Annotated in this window: 23 protein-coding genes; 5 read left to right on the top strand and 18 right to left on the bottom strand. The window is 37.1% G+C overall.

The window, feature by feature from the left end:
* Positions 1 to 154: 154 nt before the first annotated feature.
* The 11 genes from CD33_RS06875 to CD33_RS06925 form a co-directional block, all read right to left on the bottom strand.
* Positions 155 to 961 carry an enoyl-CoA hydratase/isomerase family protein gene (locus CD33_RS06875; RefSeq protein ID WP_036199391.1) on the bottom strand — a complete coding sequence of 269 codons (807 nt, stop codon included), beginning with the start codon at positions 959 to 961 and terminating at the stop codon, positions 155 to 157.
* Between the two features lie 30 nt (positions 962 to 991).
* A complete protein-coding gene (locus CD33_RS06880) occupies positions 992 to 2,026 on the bottom strand; it encodes an acyl-CoA dehydrogenase family protein (protein WP_036199394.1) in 1,035 nt (344 codons plus the stop codon).
* Complete coding sequence (locus tag CD33_RS06885; protein ID WP_036199396.1) at positions 2,023 to 3,165, bottom strand: acyl-CoA dehydrogenase family protein; 1,143 nt, start codon at positions 3,163 to 3,165, stop codon at positions 2,023 to 2,025. The genes CD33_RS06880 and CD33_RS06885 overlap by 4 nt, the downstream gene beginning before the upstream one ends.
* 337 nt (positions 3,166 to 3,502) lie before the next feature.
* The gene (locus tag CD33_RS06890; RefSeq protein ID WP_036199397.1) at positions 3,503 to 4,222 is read right to left on the bottom strand and encodes a LytR/AlgR family response regulator transcription factor; all 720 of its coding nucleotides are present in this window, start codon (positions 4,220 to 4,222) and stop codon (positions 3,503 to 3,505) included.
* Between the two features lies 1 nt (position 4,223).
* Entirely contained in the window at positions 4,224 to 5,528 is a 1,305-nt protein-coding gene (locus tag CD33_RS06895) for a sensor histidine kinase (protein ID WP_036199400.1), read from the bottom strand.
* A 180-nt stretch (positions 5,529 to 5,708) separates the two neighbouring features.
* Positions 5,709 to 6,950, bottom strand: a complete 1,242-nt coding sequence (locus tag CD33_RS06900; RefSeq protein WP_235863363.1) for an ABC transporter permease — start codon at positions 6,948 to 6,950, stop codon at positions 5,709 to 5,711.
* The gene (locus CD33_RS06905) at positions 6,907 to 7,806 is read right to left on the bottom strand and encodes an ABC transporter ATP-binding protein (RefSeq protein WP_036199405.1); all 900 of its coding nucleotides are present in this window, start codon (positions 7,804 to 7,806) and stop codon (positions 6,907 to 6,909) included. The genes CD33_RS06900 and CD33_RS06905 overlap by 44 nt, the downstream gene beginning before the upstream one ends.
* Positions 7,807 to 7,930: 124 nt before the next feature.
* On the bottom strand, positions 7,931 to 8,524 hold the full coding sequence (locus tag CD33_RS06910; RefSeq protein WP_036199407.1) for a hypothetical protein: 594 nt from the start codon (positions 8,522 to 8,524) through the stop codon (positions 7,931 to 7,933).
* A 256-nt stretch (positions 8,525 to 8,780) separates the two neighbouring features.
* Positions 8,781 to 9,014 (bottom strand): DUF3953 domain-containing protein, encoded by a 234-nt coding sequence (locus tag CD33_RS06915; protein ID WP_036199409.1) that lies wholly within the window; start codon positions 9,012 to 9,014, stop codon positions 8,781 to 8,783.
* A 149-nt stretch (positions 9,015 to 9,163) separates the two neighbouring features.
* On the bottom strand, positions 9,164 to 9,625 hold the full coding sequence (locus tag CD33_RS06920; RefSeq protein WP_036199411.1) for a GNAT family N-acetyltransferase: 462 nt from the start codon (positions 9,623 to 9,625) through the stop codon (positions 9,164 to 9,166).
* A gap of 163 nt (positions 9,626 to 9,788) precedes the next feature.
* Positions 9,789 to 10,013 carry a hypothetical protein gene (locus tag CD33_RS06925; protein ID WP_036199413.1) on the bottom strand — a complete coding sequence of 75 codons (225 nt, stop codon included), beginning with the start codon at positions 10,011 to 10,013 and terminating at the stop codon, positions 9,789 to 9,791.
* Between the two features lie 427 nt (positions 10,014 to 10,440).
* Between CD33_RS06925 and CD33_RS06930 the strand changes: the two genes are divergently transcribed.
* Positions 10,441 to 10,860 (top strand): hypothetical protein, encoded by a 420-nt coding sequence (locus CD33_RS06930; protein WP_036199415.1) that lies wholly within the window; start codon positions 10,441 to 10,443, stop codon positions 10,858 to 10,860.
* A gap of 338 nt (positions 10,861 to 11,198) precedes the next feature.
* Entirely contained in the window at positions 11,199 to 11,453 is a 255-nt protein-coding gene (locus tag CD33_RS06935) for a GlsB/YeaQ/YmgE family stress response membrane protein (RefSeq protein WP_036199417.1), read from the top strand.
* A gap of 238 nt (positions 11,454 to 11,691) precedes the next feature.
* Here CD33_RS06935 and CD33_RS06940 read toward each other — a convergent pair whose 3' ends face one another.
* Positions 11,692 to 12,036: an avidin-fold protein gene (locus tag CD33_RS06940; protein ID WP_176400109.1), complete on the bottom strand. Its 345-nt coding sequence runs from the start codon at positions 12,034 to 12,036 to the stop codon at positions 11,692 to 11,694.
* 241 nt (positions 12,037 to 12,277) lie between these two features.
* On the opposite strand from CD33_RS06940, the gene CD33_RS06945 reads away from it, so the two are divergent.
* The 3 genes from CD33_RS06945 to CD33_RS06955 are packed head-to-tail and all read left to right on the top strand — an operon-like array spanning position 12,278 to position 13,547.
* A complete protein-coding gene (locus CD33_RS06945; protein WP_235863364.1) occupies positions 12,278 to 12,700 on the top strand; it encodes a MarR family winged helix-turn-helix transcriptional regulator in 423 nt (140 codons plus the stop codon).
* A 21-nt stretch (positions 12,701 to 12,721) separates the two neighbouring features.
* Positions 12,722 to 13,114, top strand: coding sequence for a rhodanese-like domain-containing protein (locus CD33_RS06950; RefSeq protein ID WP_036199421.1), 393 nt, complete (start codon positions 12,722 to 12,724; stop codon positions 13,112 to 13,114).
* A 4-nt stretch (positions 13,115 to 13,118) separates the two neighbouring features.
* Positions 13,119 to 13,547, top strand: a complete 429-nt coding sequence (locus tag CD33_RS06955) for an EVE domain-containing protein (RefSeq protein ID WP_036199422.1) — start codon at positions 13,119 to 13,121, stop codon at positions 13,545 to 13,547.
* A gap of 342 nt (positions 13,548 to 13,889) precedes the next feature.
* On the opposite strand, the gene CD33_RS06960 is transcribed toward CD33_RS06955, so the two are convergent.
* The 6 genes from CD33_RS06960 to CD33_RS06985 all read right to left on the bottom strand — a co-directional run bounded on the left by CD33_RS06960 (position 13,890) and on the right by CD33_RS06985 (position 18,321).
* Entirely contained in the window at positions 13,890 to 14,603 is a 714-nt protein-coding gene (locus CD33_RS06960; protein ID WP_036199426.1) for a hypothetical protein, read from the bottom strand.
* A gap of 457 nt (positions 14,604 to 15,060) precedes the next feature.
* Positions 15,061 to 15,444 carry a hypothetical protein gene (locus tag CD33_RS06965; RefSeq protein WP_036199428.1) on the bottom strand — a complete coding sequence of 128 codons (384 nt, stop codon included), beginning with the start codon at positions 15,442 to 15,444 and terminating at the stop codon, positions 15,061 to 15,063.
* Between the two features lie 223 nt (positions 15,445 to 15,667).
* The gene (locus tag CD33_RS06970) at positions 15,668 to 16,354 is read right to left on the bottom strand and encodes an MBL fold metallo-hydrolase (RefSeq protein WP_036199431.1); all 687 of its coding nucleotides are present in this window, start codon (positions 16,352 to 16,354) and stop codon (positions 15,668 to 15,670) included.
* Between the two features lie 420 nt (positions 16,355 to 16,774).
* A complete protein-coding gene (locus CD33_RS06975; RefSeq protein ID WP_036199433.1) occupies positions 16,775 to 17,083 on the bottom strand; it encodes a hypothetical protein in 309 nt (102 codons plus the stop codon).
* Positions 17,084 to 17,324: 241 nt separating this feature from the next.
* Positions 17,325 to 17,888 carry a signal peptidase I gene (gene lepB / locus CD33_RS06980; RefSeq protein ID WP_036199435.1) on the bottom strand — a complete coding sequence of 188 codons (564 nt, stop codon included), beginning with the start codon at positions 17,886 to 17,888 and terminating at the stop codon, positions 17,325 to 17,327.
* A 220-nt stretch (positions 17,889 to 18,108) separates the two neighbouring features.
* A complete protein-coding gene (locus tag CD33_RS06985; RefSeq protein ID WP_052130081.1) occupies positions 18,109 to 18,321 on the bottom strand; it encodes a hypothetical protein in 213 nt (70 codons plus the stop codon).
* Positions 18,322 to 18,325 lie beyond the last annotated feature (4 nt).

The raw sequence follows: 18,325 nt of genomic DNA on the forward strand, positions 1-18,325 counted from the left end.
CTCTAGAAGTAGCAGTTGCGAACATCCGGTAGACTGATTGCAATTACTTTGAAAGAAAGATGGGCGGGCTAGACGAGCAGAAAGCAATACTTACGAACCGGTTCATGTGATAATTTTTCGTTGTTGGACCAACGACACATCCCCCGGAACACAGTTAGTCAAATTCCGCTTTGCGTTTTTCCAACAAGGCCGACACTCCTTCTTTATAATCCGGCAACTCCGTAACAATGCCCATCTTAGAAGATATATAATCCAATGATGAGCGCAGGCTCATTGTTTGGCTTTGATAAACGGCACGCTTAATAATACGCATAGCCTCCTGTGGACCGGAACTCAGTTTTTCGATATAGGCTTGAACAAAGGAATCCAGTTCCTCATCCGCCACGACAAAGGTCACCAACCCCTTTTCCTTTGCTTCCTCTGCCGAGAGGACGCGAGCGGTCCATAACAGATCTAGAGCTTGATCGACACCAACCAATTTCGGTAGAAAGTAGGCCCCTCCATCCCCAGGCACAATGCCTACATTAATATAGCTTTCTGAGAACTTGGCAGAAGCAGCGGCAATCCGGATATCGCACATTAACCCCATATCCAGGCCCGCCCCCATGGCATAGCCATGCATTTGGCATACGACAGGTTTATCTATTTCTTCCAAAATGAGCGGAATTCGCTGTATTTTTTTCCATAAGGAATTCTTTCTGGCAAGTGCGGTTGATGTAATATCCTCCTGGCTTTCAAAGAAACCCTTCCCTGCCATCATCGCCTTTACATCGCCACCTGCACAAAAAGATTTGCCATTGCCCTTCACAAGCAGGACCCGTATCGAATCATCATCCCTCACATCTTCCAAAGCCGCAATCCAAAGTTGAATCATCTCTTCGCTGAAAGCATTAAAGCTTTCCGGTCGATTTAATGTAATGGTTGCAATACCGTTCTCCACTCCAAATAGTAAATCCGACACTGATTTGCCCTCCTTAAATAGTCCATCTTGTTATGACTTTGTTAAGTCCTCCCAAATTGTATTTGTTGAGTGAAGCAATTTATCCGCCAATTGTTTTCTCCAATAGTTCCCATGGAAGTCTTCGTCCCGCCATGCCCATAATCTGCGTGTGTAGTGATGCAATCGATGTTCATGGGTTACCCCGATGGCTGCATGGACTTGGTGTGCACTGGTTGCCACAATGCGGCTCGCGTCATCCAGTTTTAAGCGGGCAAAGGCAATTTCATCTTTCACTTGCCCTTCAACGAGCAATGCAATGATATTGTCCAATGCAGACGAGGAAAGTGCTTGCTCCCCAGCCAAAATGGCAAGATGTTGCTGAACTAATTGGAATCGATGGATTGGACGACCGAATTGTTCACGTTCTTTGCTGAATTGTAATGTTAACTCAAAGGCACGGTCGATTGCTCCCACCATTTTGCTTACCGTAGCTGCTGTCTGTAATTGTGTTAGGAATTCATGTTGCTGTTCTGTGAGGAGATGATTAAGCAGTATGTTGGCATCCGTGAATCTGAGGTGATCTCTTGGCTCTGCTGCTAGATTGGTGGAATTTTCAATTGTTGCTTCCTCCAAATCGATTATGATTAAAGAGTTTTTTCCTTGCTCTGTAGCAAGTGTCACGATTTTTTCAGCGTATCTAGCCCACGGAACATGCTGGAGTTGTCCAGTAACCTTCCCTTTTATAAGTTCTAAAGGTTGTGTGGCTATATGAATTGTTGATAATCCGCTTTGGGGTTGACTATTCACGTATTCCAAAACAAGGTTGGCTAATGTATGTTCAACAAAGGGAATCGGTACGGCATATTTTCCAACCAGTCGATACAAATGGAATAAATCCTCATAATCCCCGCCGGCACCACCATGCCCTTCTTTAATGGCCACTTTTTCAATTTCATTTTCAACGAGCAGCTGCCATACTTCTTCTCCCCACTTACCGGTTTCCAACAAATCAACCGTTTCTTTTTCCACCTTCTCTTTGAAGATTCTTTCTACGACGCCTGCAATCATGTCTTTCATTTCACTCATCTTGCAAGCACTCCCTTCGCGATAATGCCATACAATACTTCCGAAGTTCCTCCGCGAATCGTAAAGCCGGGTGCATGAAGGGTTGATTCTGCCAAGAAACGATCCAGGTCACGTTCTGCTTGAAGATGTGGATACACATCCAGCAACATACGAACAACTTCAGGAATTTTCTGCTCAAATTTCGTTCCGACACTTTTTACCAAGGCCGCCGGAACACCGACTTCCCCACCCTCTTCCAGCACTTTGGCCACACCGATCGATAGATTTCGCAGGCTCCATAATTCGGCGACGAGTTTTGCCGCATGCGCCAACCCATTGATATCCTGACGGCGTTTGAGTTCTTCTATCGTCTCATTCAGTAAAGGGAAGGTACTCAAAATACGCTCCGGCCCGCTGCGCTCAAATGCCAATTCAGCCAGACCTTGCGCCCAGCCGTTTCCTATTGCGCCAACGACCATGTCATCCGCTACAAAAACGTTATCAAAAAACACATCATTAAAATGGTGTTCGCCTGTTAAATATCGTATCGGAGCAATGGTTACCCCTTCTGATTTCAGGTCGACAATTAACTGGCTTAAACCATGGTGTTTCTTTTCCGAAACGGGTTCTGTCCGAACGAGCGTGATCATGAAATGGGCATCTTGGGCGTTACTTGTCCACGTCTTTGCCCCGTTTACAATCCATCCACCTTCTACCTTTTCGGCTTTTGTACGCACCGAGGCAAGATCCGAACCACTATTAGGTTCACTTAAACCAATGGCAAAGAAGCATTCACCTTTGACAATTTTCGGCAGGAACAATTTCTTTTGAAATTCCGTGCCAAATCTCAAAAGCAGCGGCCCTGTTTGCCGATCCGCAAACCAATGTGCGGCAACCGGTGCTCCGATGGCCAAAAATTCTTCCGTCAAAATATAGCGATCGATTGAACTTCTCTCAGCACCGCCATACTCTTTTGGCCAAGTCAATCCTATCCATCCTTGTTCAGCGATCAATTTGGAAAATGCAGGATCGCTCCCGCTTAACCATGAATCACACTTCGTTTGGAACGTTCCCTTTTGCAGCTCCCTTTGTAAAAACGTCCGAACTTCTACTCTGAATTCTTCTTGCTCCTTTGTAAATTGAACAGAAGGTAAATTCAATCCAGCCACCCCTTTTACGCATTTACGGTCATATTTATGCTATATCAATAGTTTATATTTTCAGAATATTATATGCCAATGAAACGAAATATATTTGCATGGCTAGAATAATAGTTTGTAAAGGAGAATCACTAATTACAGTCATTTCTTTCAGGGGGACTACCGGGAATAGAGTTAAAGGACTAGGGTAGTTTTTTTCGATGATGTAGCTTATATCAATAAAATAAAAGAAGCTTTAAGAGACCCAATTCTAATCGATAAACAGCCTTCACCAAGGTACTTTCTTATTAAAATCAATGATGAAGGCATCTGAAAAAAAGGGATATGGCATGTTGATCTACTTTAAGAGACCTTTAATAAGTCGGGCTGAAGCAAAGCATATTTCACCATTCTCCAAAAAAACGGTTCTATTTTTCGAATCGATGTTTTGAACTTTGGCTTTATTTACAATAAAAGATTTGTGGCAGCGGTAGAAATCCGGATGTAAACTTTCATAATTTTTTAACCGTCCGTAAAATTCAATATATTCATTTTCTAAATGCAAGATGATTTTATGCGAGTCCGGCGAGGCTTCGAAAAAGTAAATACTTTGCAAATCAATATTACGGGTGTGGCCCATCGTCTTGATTTGCAATTTTTGGATGGTATCTTGTTCGCCCATTTTTACATAGCGTCGATGTGCTTCTTTTAAGGTCGATAGTATCTTTTCTTTTAGCCCATCAGGATTATCTTTAATAATAAAATCCAGGGCAGCAAGTTTATAGATGAATGTAAGAAAACTCATTTCAGCATGCGTAGTGACATATACGAGACTGGCAACCGGGTCTTTTTCCCGCAACTTGCTGCCCAAGGCAATCCCGGTCATTTCATGCTTCAAATCGATATCAAAAAAATAGCAATCAGCCTTTGCATTTTCCAGGAACGCCGCAACATCGGCGGGATTTGTTGTAGCCAGCACTATCTTCATTCCGTTATCTTCAATGGCTGCATAGTTTTCAATTATTTTTTTGATGCTCTCCAATTGAACAAAGTCGTCTTCACAAATAACGATATCCATCTTACCTACTCCTTTCGAAACCGATTTCTTGAATAAAGTATGGAGGGCTGATTTTCGTGTTCAAACTGACATTAGGTGACTCATTTTTCATTTGCAGCAGATTCGCCAAACCGAGGCCACGATTTTCCCCTTTGGTTGAAAATCCCTCTTGATAAACCTCATGTACCTTGATATTCGATTTTTCATTAAATGTATTGCATACAACCAACAAGATTGCCCCATCCAAATGAATAAACGCTACCCGCACTTCACCATCTTCAGTTTCCCGTGCAGCTTCGATTGCATTGTCGAGCAAGATACCGACCATGCGATTCAAAACAATCGGATCGATCGAAATATCTTCAACTTCCTCGACCATTTCAATATAAAATGGTACGTGATGCGATTGAGCTTGCAAGATTTTTGTTGTTAATAACCCTTTCAAACTGTTTATTTTCAAGTTATTCAGCGTCATCATGGCTTGCTGGTTCAACTGTTCCTGATGATTGGCCTCTAAAATATGCTGATAGAAATATGTATGAAGGCCGTCATAATTTTTATCATCGATGAATGTGCGCAAAGAAGATAGAATATTCACATAATCATGCTTGAACCTGCGCATATCCTGGTTGATTTGTTCAAGCGAGGCGACGTACGCTTCGAAATTCTTCATTTCCTGTTCCCGTTGCTTCACTTTGTATCTATTAAATGCTGCATATAAAACGACAAACAAAATGACGGTGAGAAATGCTAAATACATCATGAACATCATTAAATTATTTTGAACACTTTGGTAAAAGTTGTCATGGTCAATTGCTACTATATCAATGTACATAACGATAACTGTTACGACACTCAAAAACACCAAAATAGTAGAAATATAGCCATTGATTACCCAGCGGCCGATTATATATTTCATGACTTGTTTGTACAAATAGGCTATTGCAGCGGCAAATAATACAAACAACATACAATAGCAGAAATAGATAAAATGATCATTCCCCGTTTCATTTAGTATGCGGTACGAGAGTAAATATGATAGATTGTCGCTGATCACCAAAAAAATGAGCGTCATAAATATATGGAAAATGTGGCTAATAGTGCTCGTTTGCCGGAAAACCATAATCGATAATACCGTTAAATAAAATAAAATCGATGGTGCCCCAATAAACGAAAACAATAAATAGGTCGGGAGAAATATAAAACAAATTGTTATTACATAGTGCTTCCTTGTCCAATTTAAATCGAGAATATAAATGCAAAAAAATAGTAATGTAATATACTGAATGACAAATGATAGAAAGTTCTCAAACGCCGTAAGTACCATTTCATACCACCATTTCTAAATTTATCTATATCACTATTATATACTACTTTTTTAATAATCTGATTTCCTCCAATTAGATTATTTTACGATAAAAAGACTCCTTGCAAGCTATATAAGCTTTTGAGAAGTCTTGTTTTAACTTGTAGGAATTGAGATTGAATCCATTAAAGAAGCGGTTCCCTAGCGATTAAGTTGCATTAACTGTTTAAATGTTAGGCTATCCGATTTCAGTACGCCTTTTGGATAAATTTTCGCCGCCATCGCTGCAAACAGCGCAATGAATGCAAGCATGACCAGCAGCGAAATTATAATTTCACCCGTCGCAATGGTGTTGTATACGATACGAATCAATACACTCATCGGGGCCGTAAAGGGAATGTAAGATGTAACATTCGCCATCATCCCTTCTGGATAATCCATTACAAACAGCATTTCTGCAGCCAAACTGGCCATCAGCAAAATGACAATGGGCATCGTGGCACTCGATAGGTCATCCGGACGGCTTACCATTGATCCGACAATCGCAAACAAAGTGGCATAGATGAAGTATCCGATGATAAAGAAAATCAGAATATAGAAGGCTGTTCCCCATGTAATTGTCTCGATCACTGTCTGGACAAACGAACCCTCTGGAACATCGAAAATACCCAGGTTGGCCCATAATAGGAGGGCGCCGATAAAGATAAATAATTGTACCAGGCTTGCCATGCCGATGCCTAGAATTTTCCCGTACATCATGGGTATCGGTGCCACCTTTGTAATCATGACCTCCATCACGCGGGAGGATTTTTCCGATGCGATGGCTGTTGCAACATTATTGCCGTATGTTGAAATGGCTAAAAACATAATCGTAATAAGTCCATAAACAATCATCAGTGCATTGGGCTCTGATTCATATAGAGATTGAACATCGCTTTGCAATGGGGTGTTCAATGCCTGTAAAATAACCGGATCGACTGATTGAGAGGAAACAATCGATTCGATTTTTTTCTGTTCAATATAGGATTCCAACCCAACTACCAATTCATTGTTTACTTTCGGCATATAAATATCCAGCTTCATCATGTCCGCATGCTCTTCCAGCATAAAGAATCCACTCAGCTCATCAGCTTTAATCTCTTCTTTGATGCTCTCCATCCTCACCCCATCTATAATTTTCCAGTTGCCGGACACCTGGGCCAGCCCTTGTTCGGACAATTCCAATGAGGTATGGTTCACAAGTTTATACGTTTCTTCCGGGCCATCCTGATTGAAGTTATTCAGGATTGCCGGTGAGGCAAAGAGCAGTACGCTCAATAGCACAAGTCCCAGCGTGATATATAAGTACGGCTTTGTTTTAACAGCTTCTTTGAAAACCGTGCTGAATACAATACTGAAATTACGCAATGACTTCGCCCCCTGTCCGTTCAATGAAGATTTCATGCAGGCTCGGCTCCTTTAATGAAACCCCGTGGAGTTCAAATTTCTCACCGAATTCCGAAATGAGCTGGTAAATCTTTTCACTGCGCGGAATACGTAATTTATAACGGTTGTTATCCTGCGTGAAATCATACTTCTTATGCTCTAGATAATCTTTCAAGTGCGTAGCTGCTGTCTCCAGCTCCAAGTAACGGTAGTCATAGGAACTCTTTACATTTGCCAGCTCGTCGGAGACAATCAGATTGCCATCCTTCAAAATACAGATTTGGCTGCAGAACGATTCCACTTGATCCATTTGATGGCTGCAAAAAATAATCGTTTTCTTCCGAGCGATCAATTCCTTCACCACGCTCTTAAGCATATCTGCATTCACTGGGTCTAAACCGCTGAAAGGTTCATCCAAAATGATAAACTCCGGGTCATGGATAATTGCTGTAATCAATTGTACTTTTTGCTGATTCCCCTTAGAAAGTTGTTCGGTACGCTTTTTCGCTGCGTAAGAGATTTCAAGCTTTTCCAGCCACTTCAATGCCTCTTTTTTCGCTTCCTTTCTGTCCATCCCTTCCAGCATACCAAAGTAAATAATTTGATCTAACACATTCATTTTCGCATATAGTCCGCGTTCTTCCGGCAAGTAGCCGATTTTGACGTTTTTCTTGGAAAAAGGCCTTCCTTTCCATAAAATCTGCCCGCCGTCTTTCGGAATAAGTTCCAGCATCATCCGAATGGTCGTTGTTTTCCCTGCTCCATTGCGGCCCAGCATACCAAGGATCTGCCCCTCCTTCAGCTCTATAGAAATATTATTCACCGCTATTTTACTGCCAAAGCTCTTGTTTAAGTTTTTGATTTGAAATGTCATGTAGCACCTCTCCTAACCAATCATTTTTACGATAGCAATAACCGCGATTCCAATCATTACTCCTGCCAAGGCCTTTAACACCTTTTTCATTTCTTTGCCTCCTTCATTGCCTTTAGTTTTAAAACTATGTTCCAAATGTTATGATTTTTTGCTCAAACGCCTTACTAATCGACTCTATATAATTCGGCACTTTAAAATAGGCGTTAATCCGATATAGGGACTGATCGATTTCCTCAGCCGAAATCTCCCTTGTACGCTGAATGAATTCAAATGTATGGCCAACTGCCAGATCTTTGAGAATCTTTTTATCCACCTCCTTCAACGAAACTTCAAGTGGAAGCGATGTGTTACTGTTAAAGGACTCCATCAATAGTAAAAATTCGTTCAGGCTTGTATTTTTAGTAACACTCGCCCAGCGCTCTTCATCCTTCAAATGATGATAAACCTCGCCCATTCTCGAATCTACAAGCAGCATGATGTCTACTTCCGGACCTTTCAGCTTCTTTAAACTCCCGATGGTTATCGCAAAGTGATCATTTGATGTTTCAACCACCACAATTTCAATATCTTGATCGTTGATTTTTTTCATTAATGCCTCGTTAAATAAAGGAGCTTGGATTGGATACGTATCCACTTGCCAAGTTGGACGCCTATCATGAATGGCTATTTGCAATGCCTCTATAAACAAAGTAGACATTGAAACGATTAGTACTTTCAAAATATCCCCCCTTTTGGAAAATCACCTAACTTCACTATACTTTTGCTTTTCTCTTTATTGTTGAAATGGTCTTCAAAAGCAATAATCCACTCACTACCGTTCTTTTTTGCAAAAAAAAAACGTTCATACAGTCATGAACGTTTTCTATCAGATGATTTCCCAATAGACTACATATTAAAAGGTTGTGAACGTAAGAAATGAACTTAGGTAATATTAGAAAAGTGTACGGAATTAGAGATTGTTAATGAAAGTCCCGTTAGTTCAATAAGAAACCTGCAAGTGATACAATTAATATAAATAAAAAAATAACAATGCTAATCCAACCTCTAATTTTTTGTTCTTTCTTAAATTCCTCCAATCCCATTACTAGTATCATTAAACTTAAGAAAAATATCATATAGAATTGGAACTCAAAATTTTTAGTAATCAAACTATAACCAGCTATACAAGCAACAGTTACCGCAAAAATCACTTTTAAAATGATCAACATGCATAAACACTCTCCTATACAGCCTTTTGAGCTATCGTTTCCCGCAAGTTTGAGTTCAACTCTCAACAATCGCGACTGGACGGCCCAAAAACGAAAAGCGTTCTTCGTCGTATTGAAGAATCGCGCACTAAGATGGACGTAACAAACTTTTATATATCCGATAGATTTTTAGATAAGCGAATCATGTCCCTGCACTGTATACCGTTCTCAAAAATTGCTTCTGGATAATGCTTGATAAAAAAGTCAGAATCAACACCCGTGATTCTAAACCCGCATTTTTGATATAGCGCTAATTGCCCAATACTTGAATTGCCCGTACCAATTTCAATCGTTTTATAGCCTCTTTCCAATGCAACACGGATTGCATCCAGTACCAACAATTTCCCTATCCCTTTGCCCCGGTTTTCTTCAGCTACCGCTATATTCACCAACTCCACTGTAGTTGGCCTTGTCGGCAATAGGACATATACCCCAACAACTTGTTTGTCACTTTCGGCTATAAAACAGTCCCCCCTTTTTATATATTCCTGAACTATACTTTCCGAAGGGTCAGCCTCCAATAACAATTGCATCGGAGGCGTTTCTTGCTTTGCTAGTTTTCTTATATTCACTACTGATCCCACCTTTAGTATCATATCTTTTTGTTTTTTTTAATGTTCCAATAATAAGACCTGCTTCCCATTACAAAAACCGGCTCCATATTGAATAACATTCTGTTTTATCGAACAACTGGAATCGAAATAATAATGATACATCGCCAGCTTTTAGCTTTAATTAAAAACTAAGTAGAGCGATTCCAATAACTAACACAGATAAGGGTATAAAGAACATTCCTAAACTATTTTTACCTTTGCTTTTAAATTCTTCTACTCCCATAATTGCAATAAAAATACCAAGCAATAAAGATGGTATCGGGCTATATGAAAAGTCTTTTGAAACTAACCCGTAGACTGAAAATATAATGACTAATAAAACGAGTACTACTTTAACAATCTTCAACTCAGTTCCTCCTCAAAAATGGATACACCTGTTGTTTTAATAACTTTTAAGTTCCTATCGCTATTTTAACATTAATATCCAATTTTACCCAAGAGGCTTCTTAGAGATGGACAAAAGACATAAAAGACACATTCCTTATTAAAAAGAATGCGCCCGTTTGTTGGTGAACTTAAACATCCTAAGACCTCCTATAATGATTACAGACCACTCAATTTAAGAATATAAAGACGCTGCTAATTTCAGAAATGGCCAAATCGTTGGTTACAATCCATAACTTATAGAATTTTTAAAAAGCACTTTATAAATATCTAAAATGCAACGATAGTTAAGATGTGGGGGAAATGAGTAAATCCAGTATTATAGAAGACAACTTTTCTTCGTCGTTTTTGGGAAGTTATGCTATATTCAAAGTGTTAGGAGTGAGTCGATGAAAAAGTTTTTAACAATTACCTTAATAATCCTTGTTCTACTCGGAGCAGCCGGCTATGCTGTGTGGCATTTTGGGACAAATATCGCTTCCGAAAAAATATTTGAAAAAGTGGAAACTACTTTGGATGATGAAAATCTGGAAGAAGTAAAATCCTATATCGAGAACGATCCAGATGTTCAAGAAATTGTAAGCGAGGCAGCAACAATCAATCCGGATACCCTTCCCTTCCAAACAAAGGAAGAAGCGACACGTGTGATAATTAAAAAAGTGGGCGTGAATCGTTTACTGGATATTCAGGAACAAGCACAAAACGGTTCCATTAGTAAGGATGAAATATTATCCGAACTTGAAGGTAAACTGTCCGAAGAGGAAATTTCTGCCTTAAAGTATGTTTTATATAAAGAATTAAATAAATAAAACTGGCTATTTCAAAGAAAAAGCAAGATTCACTTAGTTACTGTCAATAGAGCAATTTTTTATTTATTGACTCCAACCACGGACAGTATCACGATGTGTCTCGATTTCTGTTAATGGATTGAGTCCTTTTTTCTTTTCTACTTACCTATTCAACTAATGTTGAATATCCGTCTGTATCATTGTTTCGTGGATGAAGTAGAGCGGGCTTAACATGACTTGCCAATGTCCTCTAAATACCGTTGAAGTTTCCACTATTCTCCTTAATGTTTGAAGATGTTTAATAAAGGTTATAAAAAACTATAACGAAATATTAAATAGCATAAAAAGGAGATGATAGTATGAGTTTCATTTGGTTTCTAATAATTGGTGGGGTCATCGGTTGGCTTGCAGGCATGATCATAGGCAAGGATGTCCCAGGTGGAATTATCGGCAATATTATCGCAGGTATTATCGGTGCATGGATTGGTGGTACGCTTCTAGGAAGTTGGGGACCTAAAATTTCTGATTTCTACGTTATCCCTGCTTTAATTGGAGCAATTATACTTGTGTTCATTGTGAGCTTGATTATGAAATCAATGCGTAAAGCTACCTAATGGAAATGGATTTATTAGTTAGTTAGTTCTATACACTGTTTATAGCAACAATTTTAAAAAAAGCGGCCTTACACGATCTAATCAGTGGAGGGCCGCTTTTACTTTGTTCTAATTGTATTATAAAAAGATATTTTTTATTTTTCCCCACCATCTGAACCCATTACTGAAAAAGGGCAAATTTTCTCTTCAAGAAATACGTGCGATTGTTGAAAAGCTATCAAGAAGAATGTTAAATTATTTATTTTCTAATTTCCTCAATGATTGAACTTCCCTCAGTAGCTTCAGAATCAAGCCATTGCCAATTTTCATACAACCTAATGCGCCCATCCGGCAATATTTCAGGAGTTGAAATACATTGTCCTCCTCTAATTTCATTTTTGTTGTTTACATGGTTATATCTAAACTGTAAGCAACCGTCTTCCTTTACTACTCCAACCAAAGTTCCTTTTACAATTTCCCCTCCACTATATGTTGCCGAGATAATCTGCCCCTCTTGTTTGTATTCAAAAATAGTCTTTGAAGAAACTTCACCGTTAGCTGTATTTTCGATTGAAACAAAGCTACGACCATTATAATTTATCATTTCCCTTTCCCCTTTACTCGTTTTTTGAATATTATACCAATTAACGACCTTTAACATGAAGAAAGCCACCTTCTCTATTTCAAAATGCGCCAAATTGTTGATAATTCCATAATTATTTATGAATCATGGTTTACCGTTGAATGGATAGTGACACCTAAAAATTTCTAAAACACTTGTTGTTCGGAATATAATCAGTTATACTGATTATATTAAATACTGATTATTTGAGGAGATGAACATTTTGTCAGATCAATGGCATCAATCCTATGGTTTTTTGCTTGGAAAAGTTCTTCAGCAAATGGAAGATAAGTTTGCTGAAGGACTCATTCCCTTCAATATTAATGCAAGACAATATGGTGTACTTTTATTCATTCAAGGAAACCCTTATTCATCACAGAAAGATATCTCAGAAAATCTAAAGATTGATCGGACTACTATGGTAAGTCATATTGACCATTTGGAAACGTTGGGATTTGTTGAGAGATCAAAGAATCCTAATGATAGAAGATCCTACAGTCTACTCATTACTGAAAAAGGAAACGATGTATTGGATTCACGTTTGGAATTTTTAAACCATATTGAATTAGAAGTTTTAACCCCTTTAAATCCGAATGAGAAGCAACTACTTAAAGATTTACTTGTTAAGGTTTGGAAGTCATTATAGAAAATTGGAGGTTTTATCATTATGAACGCACTTGATTATTTTAATGCACGTCTTCAAGCAACAGTAAGCCCTATGGATTATATGAGAGGTAAGCAAATGGAACCGGAGAAATACTTTTTAATCGATGTTAGAAACGGTCCAGTTCATGTAAGGAGTGTCACAATCAAGGATGCCCATGTACTACCTGAGCAAGAATTACTGGACCGATTAAATGAAATACCAAAGGATAAAGAGATTATTGTTTATTGCTGGGATGTCTGGTGCAATACCGCTGCCAAAGTGGCCAAAGTTTTATTGGAACAAGGCTACAAAGTTAAAGAGTTGACCGGAGGAATTGCGGCATGGCAAGAAATGAACTTTCCTGTCTCGGATACAACTAATATGGAAAATACCCCCGATAATTGTGGATGCTGATAGAATGCATAAGAAAACAAAATATTGGATTGGGGTTGCCTCCCGAGAACATGTAATGAAGGGAGTCTGTGGTGGTTTCGCTCAACTTTGCCATGGAAAAGAGGCTCCCTTAAAAAAGATGGGTGTTGGCGATTGGATTATCTATTACTCTTCAAAGGAAAGTATACAAGAATCAATCCCATATCAGAAGTTCACTGCTATAGGCAAAGTTATCGATGATGAGATTTTTCAATTTGATATGGGGAACGATTTCATCCCCTTTCGAAGAAATATAGATTTTATTAGTTGCACAGAAACATCGATTCATCCATTAATCCCACAACTGGCTTTTATAAAAAATAAGAAGCATTGGGGTTATCCTTTTCGATTTGGTCATTTAGAGATAAGTGAAGAAGATTTCAAACTGATTACACAAAAGATGCTTGAAGGTTAATGGGGGATTAGCGTTCTAATCTCTCTTTAACTCTATTATGGGATCCTCTCTCTGTTCACAACTAATTCTACTTTCTGCTTTTGTGCTATACAATTACAACTTTAACAATCTAGCCTTTTTCACGGAGAAATTGCCATCCTTATTGCAGAAATGCGTCCAGTTGGTGCATTTTAGCTCCTTTTTTTATTTTGTTTTAAAACAAGATAAATTAAAAGAGTGATGATTGCAGTGTTTTGGATAGCTAAAACGCTAATACCTATGACAGTTTCGTTATTGGATTGAGCACCCAATATACTGCCTAGAACGCTAAAGCTAATAACTATCAGTCCTAACTATCTACTATTAAAAAAGCTTTACAACATACATAATAAAAGTAACTACTATTAATACAGGCATGGCTTGCTGTGGCAATAGCAGTTCGATTTTGCGTCTAAATATAAATGCCACAATGAATATAAAGATTACTAAATACAACAAATAGCCTTCCTCTGCGATGATAGGCGTTGCAGGTGTAAGAAATAAAATGGTAAAAGCCATTAAGAAAAACACAAGACGTCCTAGAATTTGTGTTGCACGCAGTGATTTCTTTGCCGCAAGTATTAAAAATGGCATTGAAATGACCATGCCACCAATTACCCCTCCTGGAATAATAGTATGTTCTATTTGCATCGCAATGTATAGCGTCACGAATAATAGAGCCGCTGTTAATGCATCTACTGCCATCCTATTTGTGCGATAAACATAAAGGCATATTAGTAGACAAAGCAGCATCCCTAGCAAAACCAACGCATTCAGCGTTTCTTGAAAAATTAAAATATCTCCAATCGTTAATAATGCATACCATGTGATCAAAACAAACAGCCATTTATGTAAGGCTTCAAACTTTGTTTGCTGCACTAGCTTTTCCCATCCAATTGTAAAGACAACATAAATAAGACCGGTCAATGCCGCCATATAAACATCCCGCATAATATTTTCTTCTGGATCGAACATTGTAAGCGTCAATAAAATAATTGTACATATATATGTAAGTATCAATCCTAACGTTTTCTTCATAGCGATTCCTCCTATCACTATCATTATGGCACAAATATTTTAGAAAAAAGTGTATTCATACCATTTAAACAAAATAAAAAGCACCCTTACCAGGTTCTGGTGCAAAACTAATTTGGTAGAAACATAGTCCCCCATACTCTATAAATTCAAGAATTATGATGTTATGCCAAATAATCTAGGTATGAATCCAATCTCATTCAGTTTTCTTCCTGGGAGTTGTCTTTTATGAACTAACCGGTACTTAAAGAGAAATGAGCGCTTATCCTTTTTCAAGGATAGCGCCCGGTTGTTGAAAATCGGTATTCAACTAAAGCTCTTGTTAATTTAAGAGGTAATAATAAAAATTGCAGATTTATAGCATGAATAAATTGTCAATAATTGCCCGTTTTTTATTCAGATGGCATCTGCCAAAGCGGTGTTTGAGAGCTCTTCTCCTTAATTTCGCATTTCAATAAAGTTACTTTTTATTTTTAGGAAAAAATTTAATACAGCAATTTTCGTTTTGATTTAAGATTTGTAAATCTTCAATAGTTATTTGCTGTGGATTTATTCGATGTATGTTTTTAGAAGGCACTTTTTCACTATGCCATATTGACCAAAATTCCACTCGGTTTTGTTCTTCAACATTTTCCTTAATATAGTCAACAAGTTGGTTTAAAAACGTGTCATTTGTATTGCCTCTCACCTTGTAGATCTTAGGCTTTTGAATTTGCCCCCCTCCCGCCACAGGAGGATTTTTTCTACATGGAAGAACTTCAAACTGATCCCCAAAATGGTATTCTTCCAAAGTTATAACAGTCGGTAAAGGCTTTTTTGAAGCAAAATAACGATAAAGGCTCATTATCTTCCTCTTTCTAAATAGTTTAAATTAAGTGTAATAATATTACAAACAATCGTTTGGGAACATTTCATAAAAGGAGGTTGCTACACAATCCGGCCCTTTTCATGAAGAAAGATGCAATTCTTACTGCAGAATCGCCCCCGATTGTGGAATATCGATTGTATTAGAAAAGGGAATAATAAAATTGTTTAATTCAAAAGTAAGTATTAGCGTTTACTCCCCATTATAAGTTGAGTTTCCCACCATGATAACAATAGTAATTTTCAGCTTTAAGATTTTTAATCTTTGTCAGAGATTGTTTTGCTTTCTCAACATTTAAACAAAAGTTTGGATTGGCAATGACTAATTCATGGTTCTCTATAACCGCTGCATCACCTGTAATTACACTTTTTACACTTGGAAAATATAATGAAATATGCCCTGAAGTATGCCCTGGTGTTGCTACTACCCTACATTTATTATCTAAAATCATATCACCATCATGTACCTTTTCATCAATTGAAACATGCTTCAAATTCTTTAATTGCTGTATAAACCATTTACCAAATTCAATTTCCTCTTTTGGCATACTTTCTAGCATTTCTTCGGCTTGAACCAATCTCTCTGACTTCACTTCACCACTAATGTATTTTGATTCAATTTCACTAGCTATAATGTTGATCCAAGGATACTTTTCTTTGAAATCATATAAAGAGCCTATATGATCATCATCATAGTGAGTAATAATTATATTCTTTAAATTCTTCATTTCATATCCATTTTTTAAAATTTCATTTTCAATTAAAGTTAAAAAATTTGTATACCCTGTATCGACCAAGGTCAGTTCATTATTTAATATAATTAAGCTGGGATAAATGTAATTTTTTTGTCCGTTAAATTCAAATTCAATTGGGAGTTCTAATATTTTCATTTTTATACCTCCATCATATTATTCCAAGAATATATTTGTTTAAAACGAATCCCCAATAAAGGAAACTAAAAGTAAAAAACAAACACAAATATCGTTAAGGATTTTGGTAATTTATCATAAAAGTATATTAGTGCTTATCCAATTAGTATGTGAATGAAAGCAAAAAGAACAAGACCTATGCTCAACACATCTTACCTCTATAGTACCATTTTCCATAATGGAAAATAATCCATTTTTCCACTACTCTGCACCTTTAGTTCACTTAGTCTTGCTCCAGAAATGGCCCTTTTCATGAATAAAGGCGCAAATCTTATTAAAGAAACGCGCCCGATTGTTGAACATCGTTATTCAGCTATAGCCTTCATTTGAACAATAAACTAATAAAGAATTATAACGATATATTTCTGTTTATTTTGGTTCCTAATTATTTTTTTGAGTTTCTAACATAGCAATCTTTTTATTCCGAACCTTTTGAGTAAAATTAATAAGATTAATAACTATGGATTGTACTGACATAGCCAGAATGATAAGCATTAAATGTGATTCAGAGAAAAGTAAGTGACATAATAAATAGAAAATTGGTGCAGATGAAAGAAATGAAACATACTCATTTTTGCTTAAAATTAATATTATTGTTGAAATACATGATGTTACAAATAAAAGCTCTAATAAAATCCATAAATCACTTGCATTAAATATCAGACTAATTAAGTCATTAAAATAAGACATTATATATCCCCTCCATTATTTGGATATACCAACAATTATATGGGATTATTTTGAAATCTACAAACCTTGATTTAAACCTCATAAATCATAAAAAAGTTACTAAACTCTCCCTTTAGTTTAAATACAACTTCTTCATAATTGTACCTTTAATATTTAAATGGTCCATTTTAAAAAAAGTGTTATTCAACAATATGGCCCTTTGTTGAAGATAGTCATTCAAGTTAAGTCCATGAGAATTAATTTATTTAACGATCCCTAAACTATCAAAAGGATAAAATCTAACATTGGCTATCCCTAGTACCTTTTCCATTGGTACTAATCCCACACTAGGAAATCTACTATCAATACTATTACTACGATTATCACCTAAAACAAATAGATAGCCTTCTGGTATTGTTGAATATCCTGTTAAAGACTGTAAAGTGAAATCTTGTGTTAGACTACCATTGTCTGGGAGTTGTTCCTTATACAAGTCTAAATATGGTTCTTCTAGAGGCTCGTCGTTTATATAAAGCGTGTCATCCTTATAAGCAACATGATCTCCAGGTAATCCTATTACTCGTTTAATATAATCCTTACCAATAGGGGCTTCGAATACTATAACGTCAAATCTTTCAATACCAGAAATTTGCTTACTGATTTTGTTTACTATAACTCTGTCTCCGTCTTCATAAGTTGGCATCATTGAAGCACCATCTACTGAAATTGGTGAAAAAATAAACGTTCTCATAGCAACGACGAATACAAAAGCTACAACAATAGACTTAATCCAGTCTAGTAATTCCTTTTTCTTTGAGTTATTCAAAGCATTACCACTCCTTTATTTACCATTTAATTCATTATAAACCATTAATTTTCTATGTGCGAATGTGCTTGCTATTTAAAGATTGTTATTCCACAATCTGGCCCGATTGCTGAATAGGGCGCAATTCTACTTGAGAATTGCGCCTTTAATGGAGTAACGGTTGAACTTCTATTAGTTGGTTTAATTGAATAAACCTCAGTCTCTACTTATGCTAGAGAAACTAATCTTGATATAGATATTCGGTTACAGAGAAGTGAAACTTATATTTTAATCTTTCAGGTTGGGTGATTTTTAAATCTTTAAGATTTCTAACAGTCTTATTTATATCTTGTGTATCGAAAAAGATGCAAATTATTCCTCTATGACCATTGTGAAATTGGAAAACCCATTCACTTATCCAACCTCCTCCATCTTGAGATTTGATGTTTACCATTTCA

The sequence above is a fragment of the Ureibacillus sinduriensis BLB-1 = JCM 15800 genome (assembly GCF_000772955.1).
Taxonomy (GTDB): Bacteria; Bacillota; Bacilli; order Bacillales_A; family Planococcaceae; genus Ureibacillus; species Ureibacillus sinduriensis.

What these genes read in the sequence shown, in the direction of transcription:
- CD33_RS06900 (WP_235863363.1), bottom strand. Translation starts at nt 6,950, where the DNA reads ATGAAATCTTCATTGAACGGACAGGGGGCGAAGTCATTGCGTAATTTC.
- CD33_RS06960 (WP_036199426.1), bottom strand. Translation starts at nt 14,603, where the DNA reads ATGAAGAAAACGTTAGGATTGATACTTACATATATATGTACAATTATT.
- CD33_RS06940 (WP_176400109.1), bottom strand. Translation starts at nt 12,036, where the DNA reads ATGATAAATTATAATGGTCGTAGCTTTGTTTCAATCGAAAATACAGCT.
- CD33_RS06890 (WP_036199397.1), bottom strand. Translation starts at nt 4,222, where the DNA reads ATGGATATCGTTATTTGTGAAGACGACTTTGTTCAATTGGAGAGCATC.
- CD33_RS06935 (WP_036199417.1), top strand. Translation starts at nt 11,199, where the DNA reads ATGAGTTTCATTTGGTTTCTAATAATTGGTGGGGTCATCGGTTGGCTT.
- CD33_RS06965 (WP_036199428.1), bottom strand. Translation starts at nt 15,444, where the DNA reads ATGAGCCTTTATCGTTATTTTGCTTCAAAAAAGCCTTTACCGACTGTT.
- CD33_RS06905 (WP_036199405.1), bottom strand. Translation starts at nt 7,806, where the DNA reads ATGACATTTCAAATCAAAAACTTAAACAAGAGCTTTGGCAGTAAAATA.
- CD33_RS06955 (WP_036199422.1), top strand. Translation starts at nt 13,119, where the DNA reads ATGCATAAGAAAACAAAATATTGGATTGGGGTTGCCTCCCGAGAACAT.
- CD33_RS06975 (WP_036199433.1), bottom strand. Translation starts at nt 17,083, where the DNA reads ATGTCTTATTTTAATGACTTAATTAGTCTGATATTTAATGCAAGTGAT.
- CD33_RS06985 (WP_052130081.1), bottom strand. Translation starts at nt 18,321, where the DNA reads ATGGTAAACATCAAATCTCAAGATGGAGGAGGTTGGATAAGTGAATGG.
- CD33_RS06950 (WP_036199421.1), top strand. Translation starts at nt 12,722, where the DNA reads ATGAACGCACTTGATTATTTTAATGCACGTCTTCAAGCAACAGTAAGC.
- CD33_RS06880 (WP_036199394.1), bottom strand. Translation starts at nt 2,026, where the DNA reads ATGAGTGAAATGAAAGACATGATTGCAGGCGTCGTAGAAAGAATCTTC.
- CD33_RS06895 (WP_036199400.1), bottom strand. Translation starts at nt 5,528, where the DNA reads ATGGTACTTACGGCGTTTGAGAACTTTCTATCATTTGTCATTCAGTAT.
- CD33_RS06930 (WP_036199415.1), top strand. Translation starts at nt 10,441, where the DNA reads ATGAAAAAGTTTTTAACAATTACCTTAATAATCCTTGTTCTACTCGGA.
- CD33_RS06970 (WP_036199431.1), bottom strand. Translation starts at nt 16,354, where the DNA reads ATGAAAATATTAGAACTCCCAATTGAATTTGAATTTAACGGACAAAAA.
- CD33_RS06915 (WP_036199409.1), bottom strand. Translation starts at nt 9,014, where the DNA reads ATGTTGATCATTTTAAAAGTGATTTTTGCGGTAACTGTTGCTTGTATA.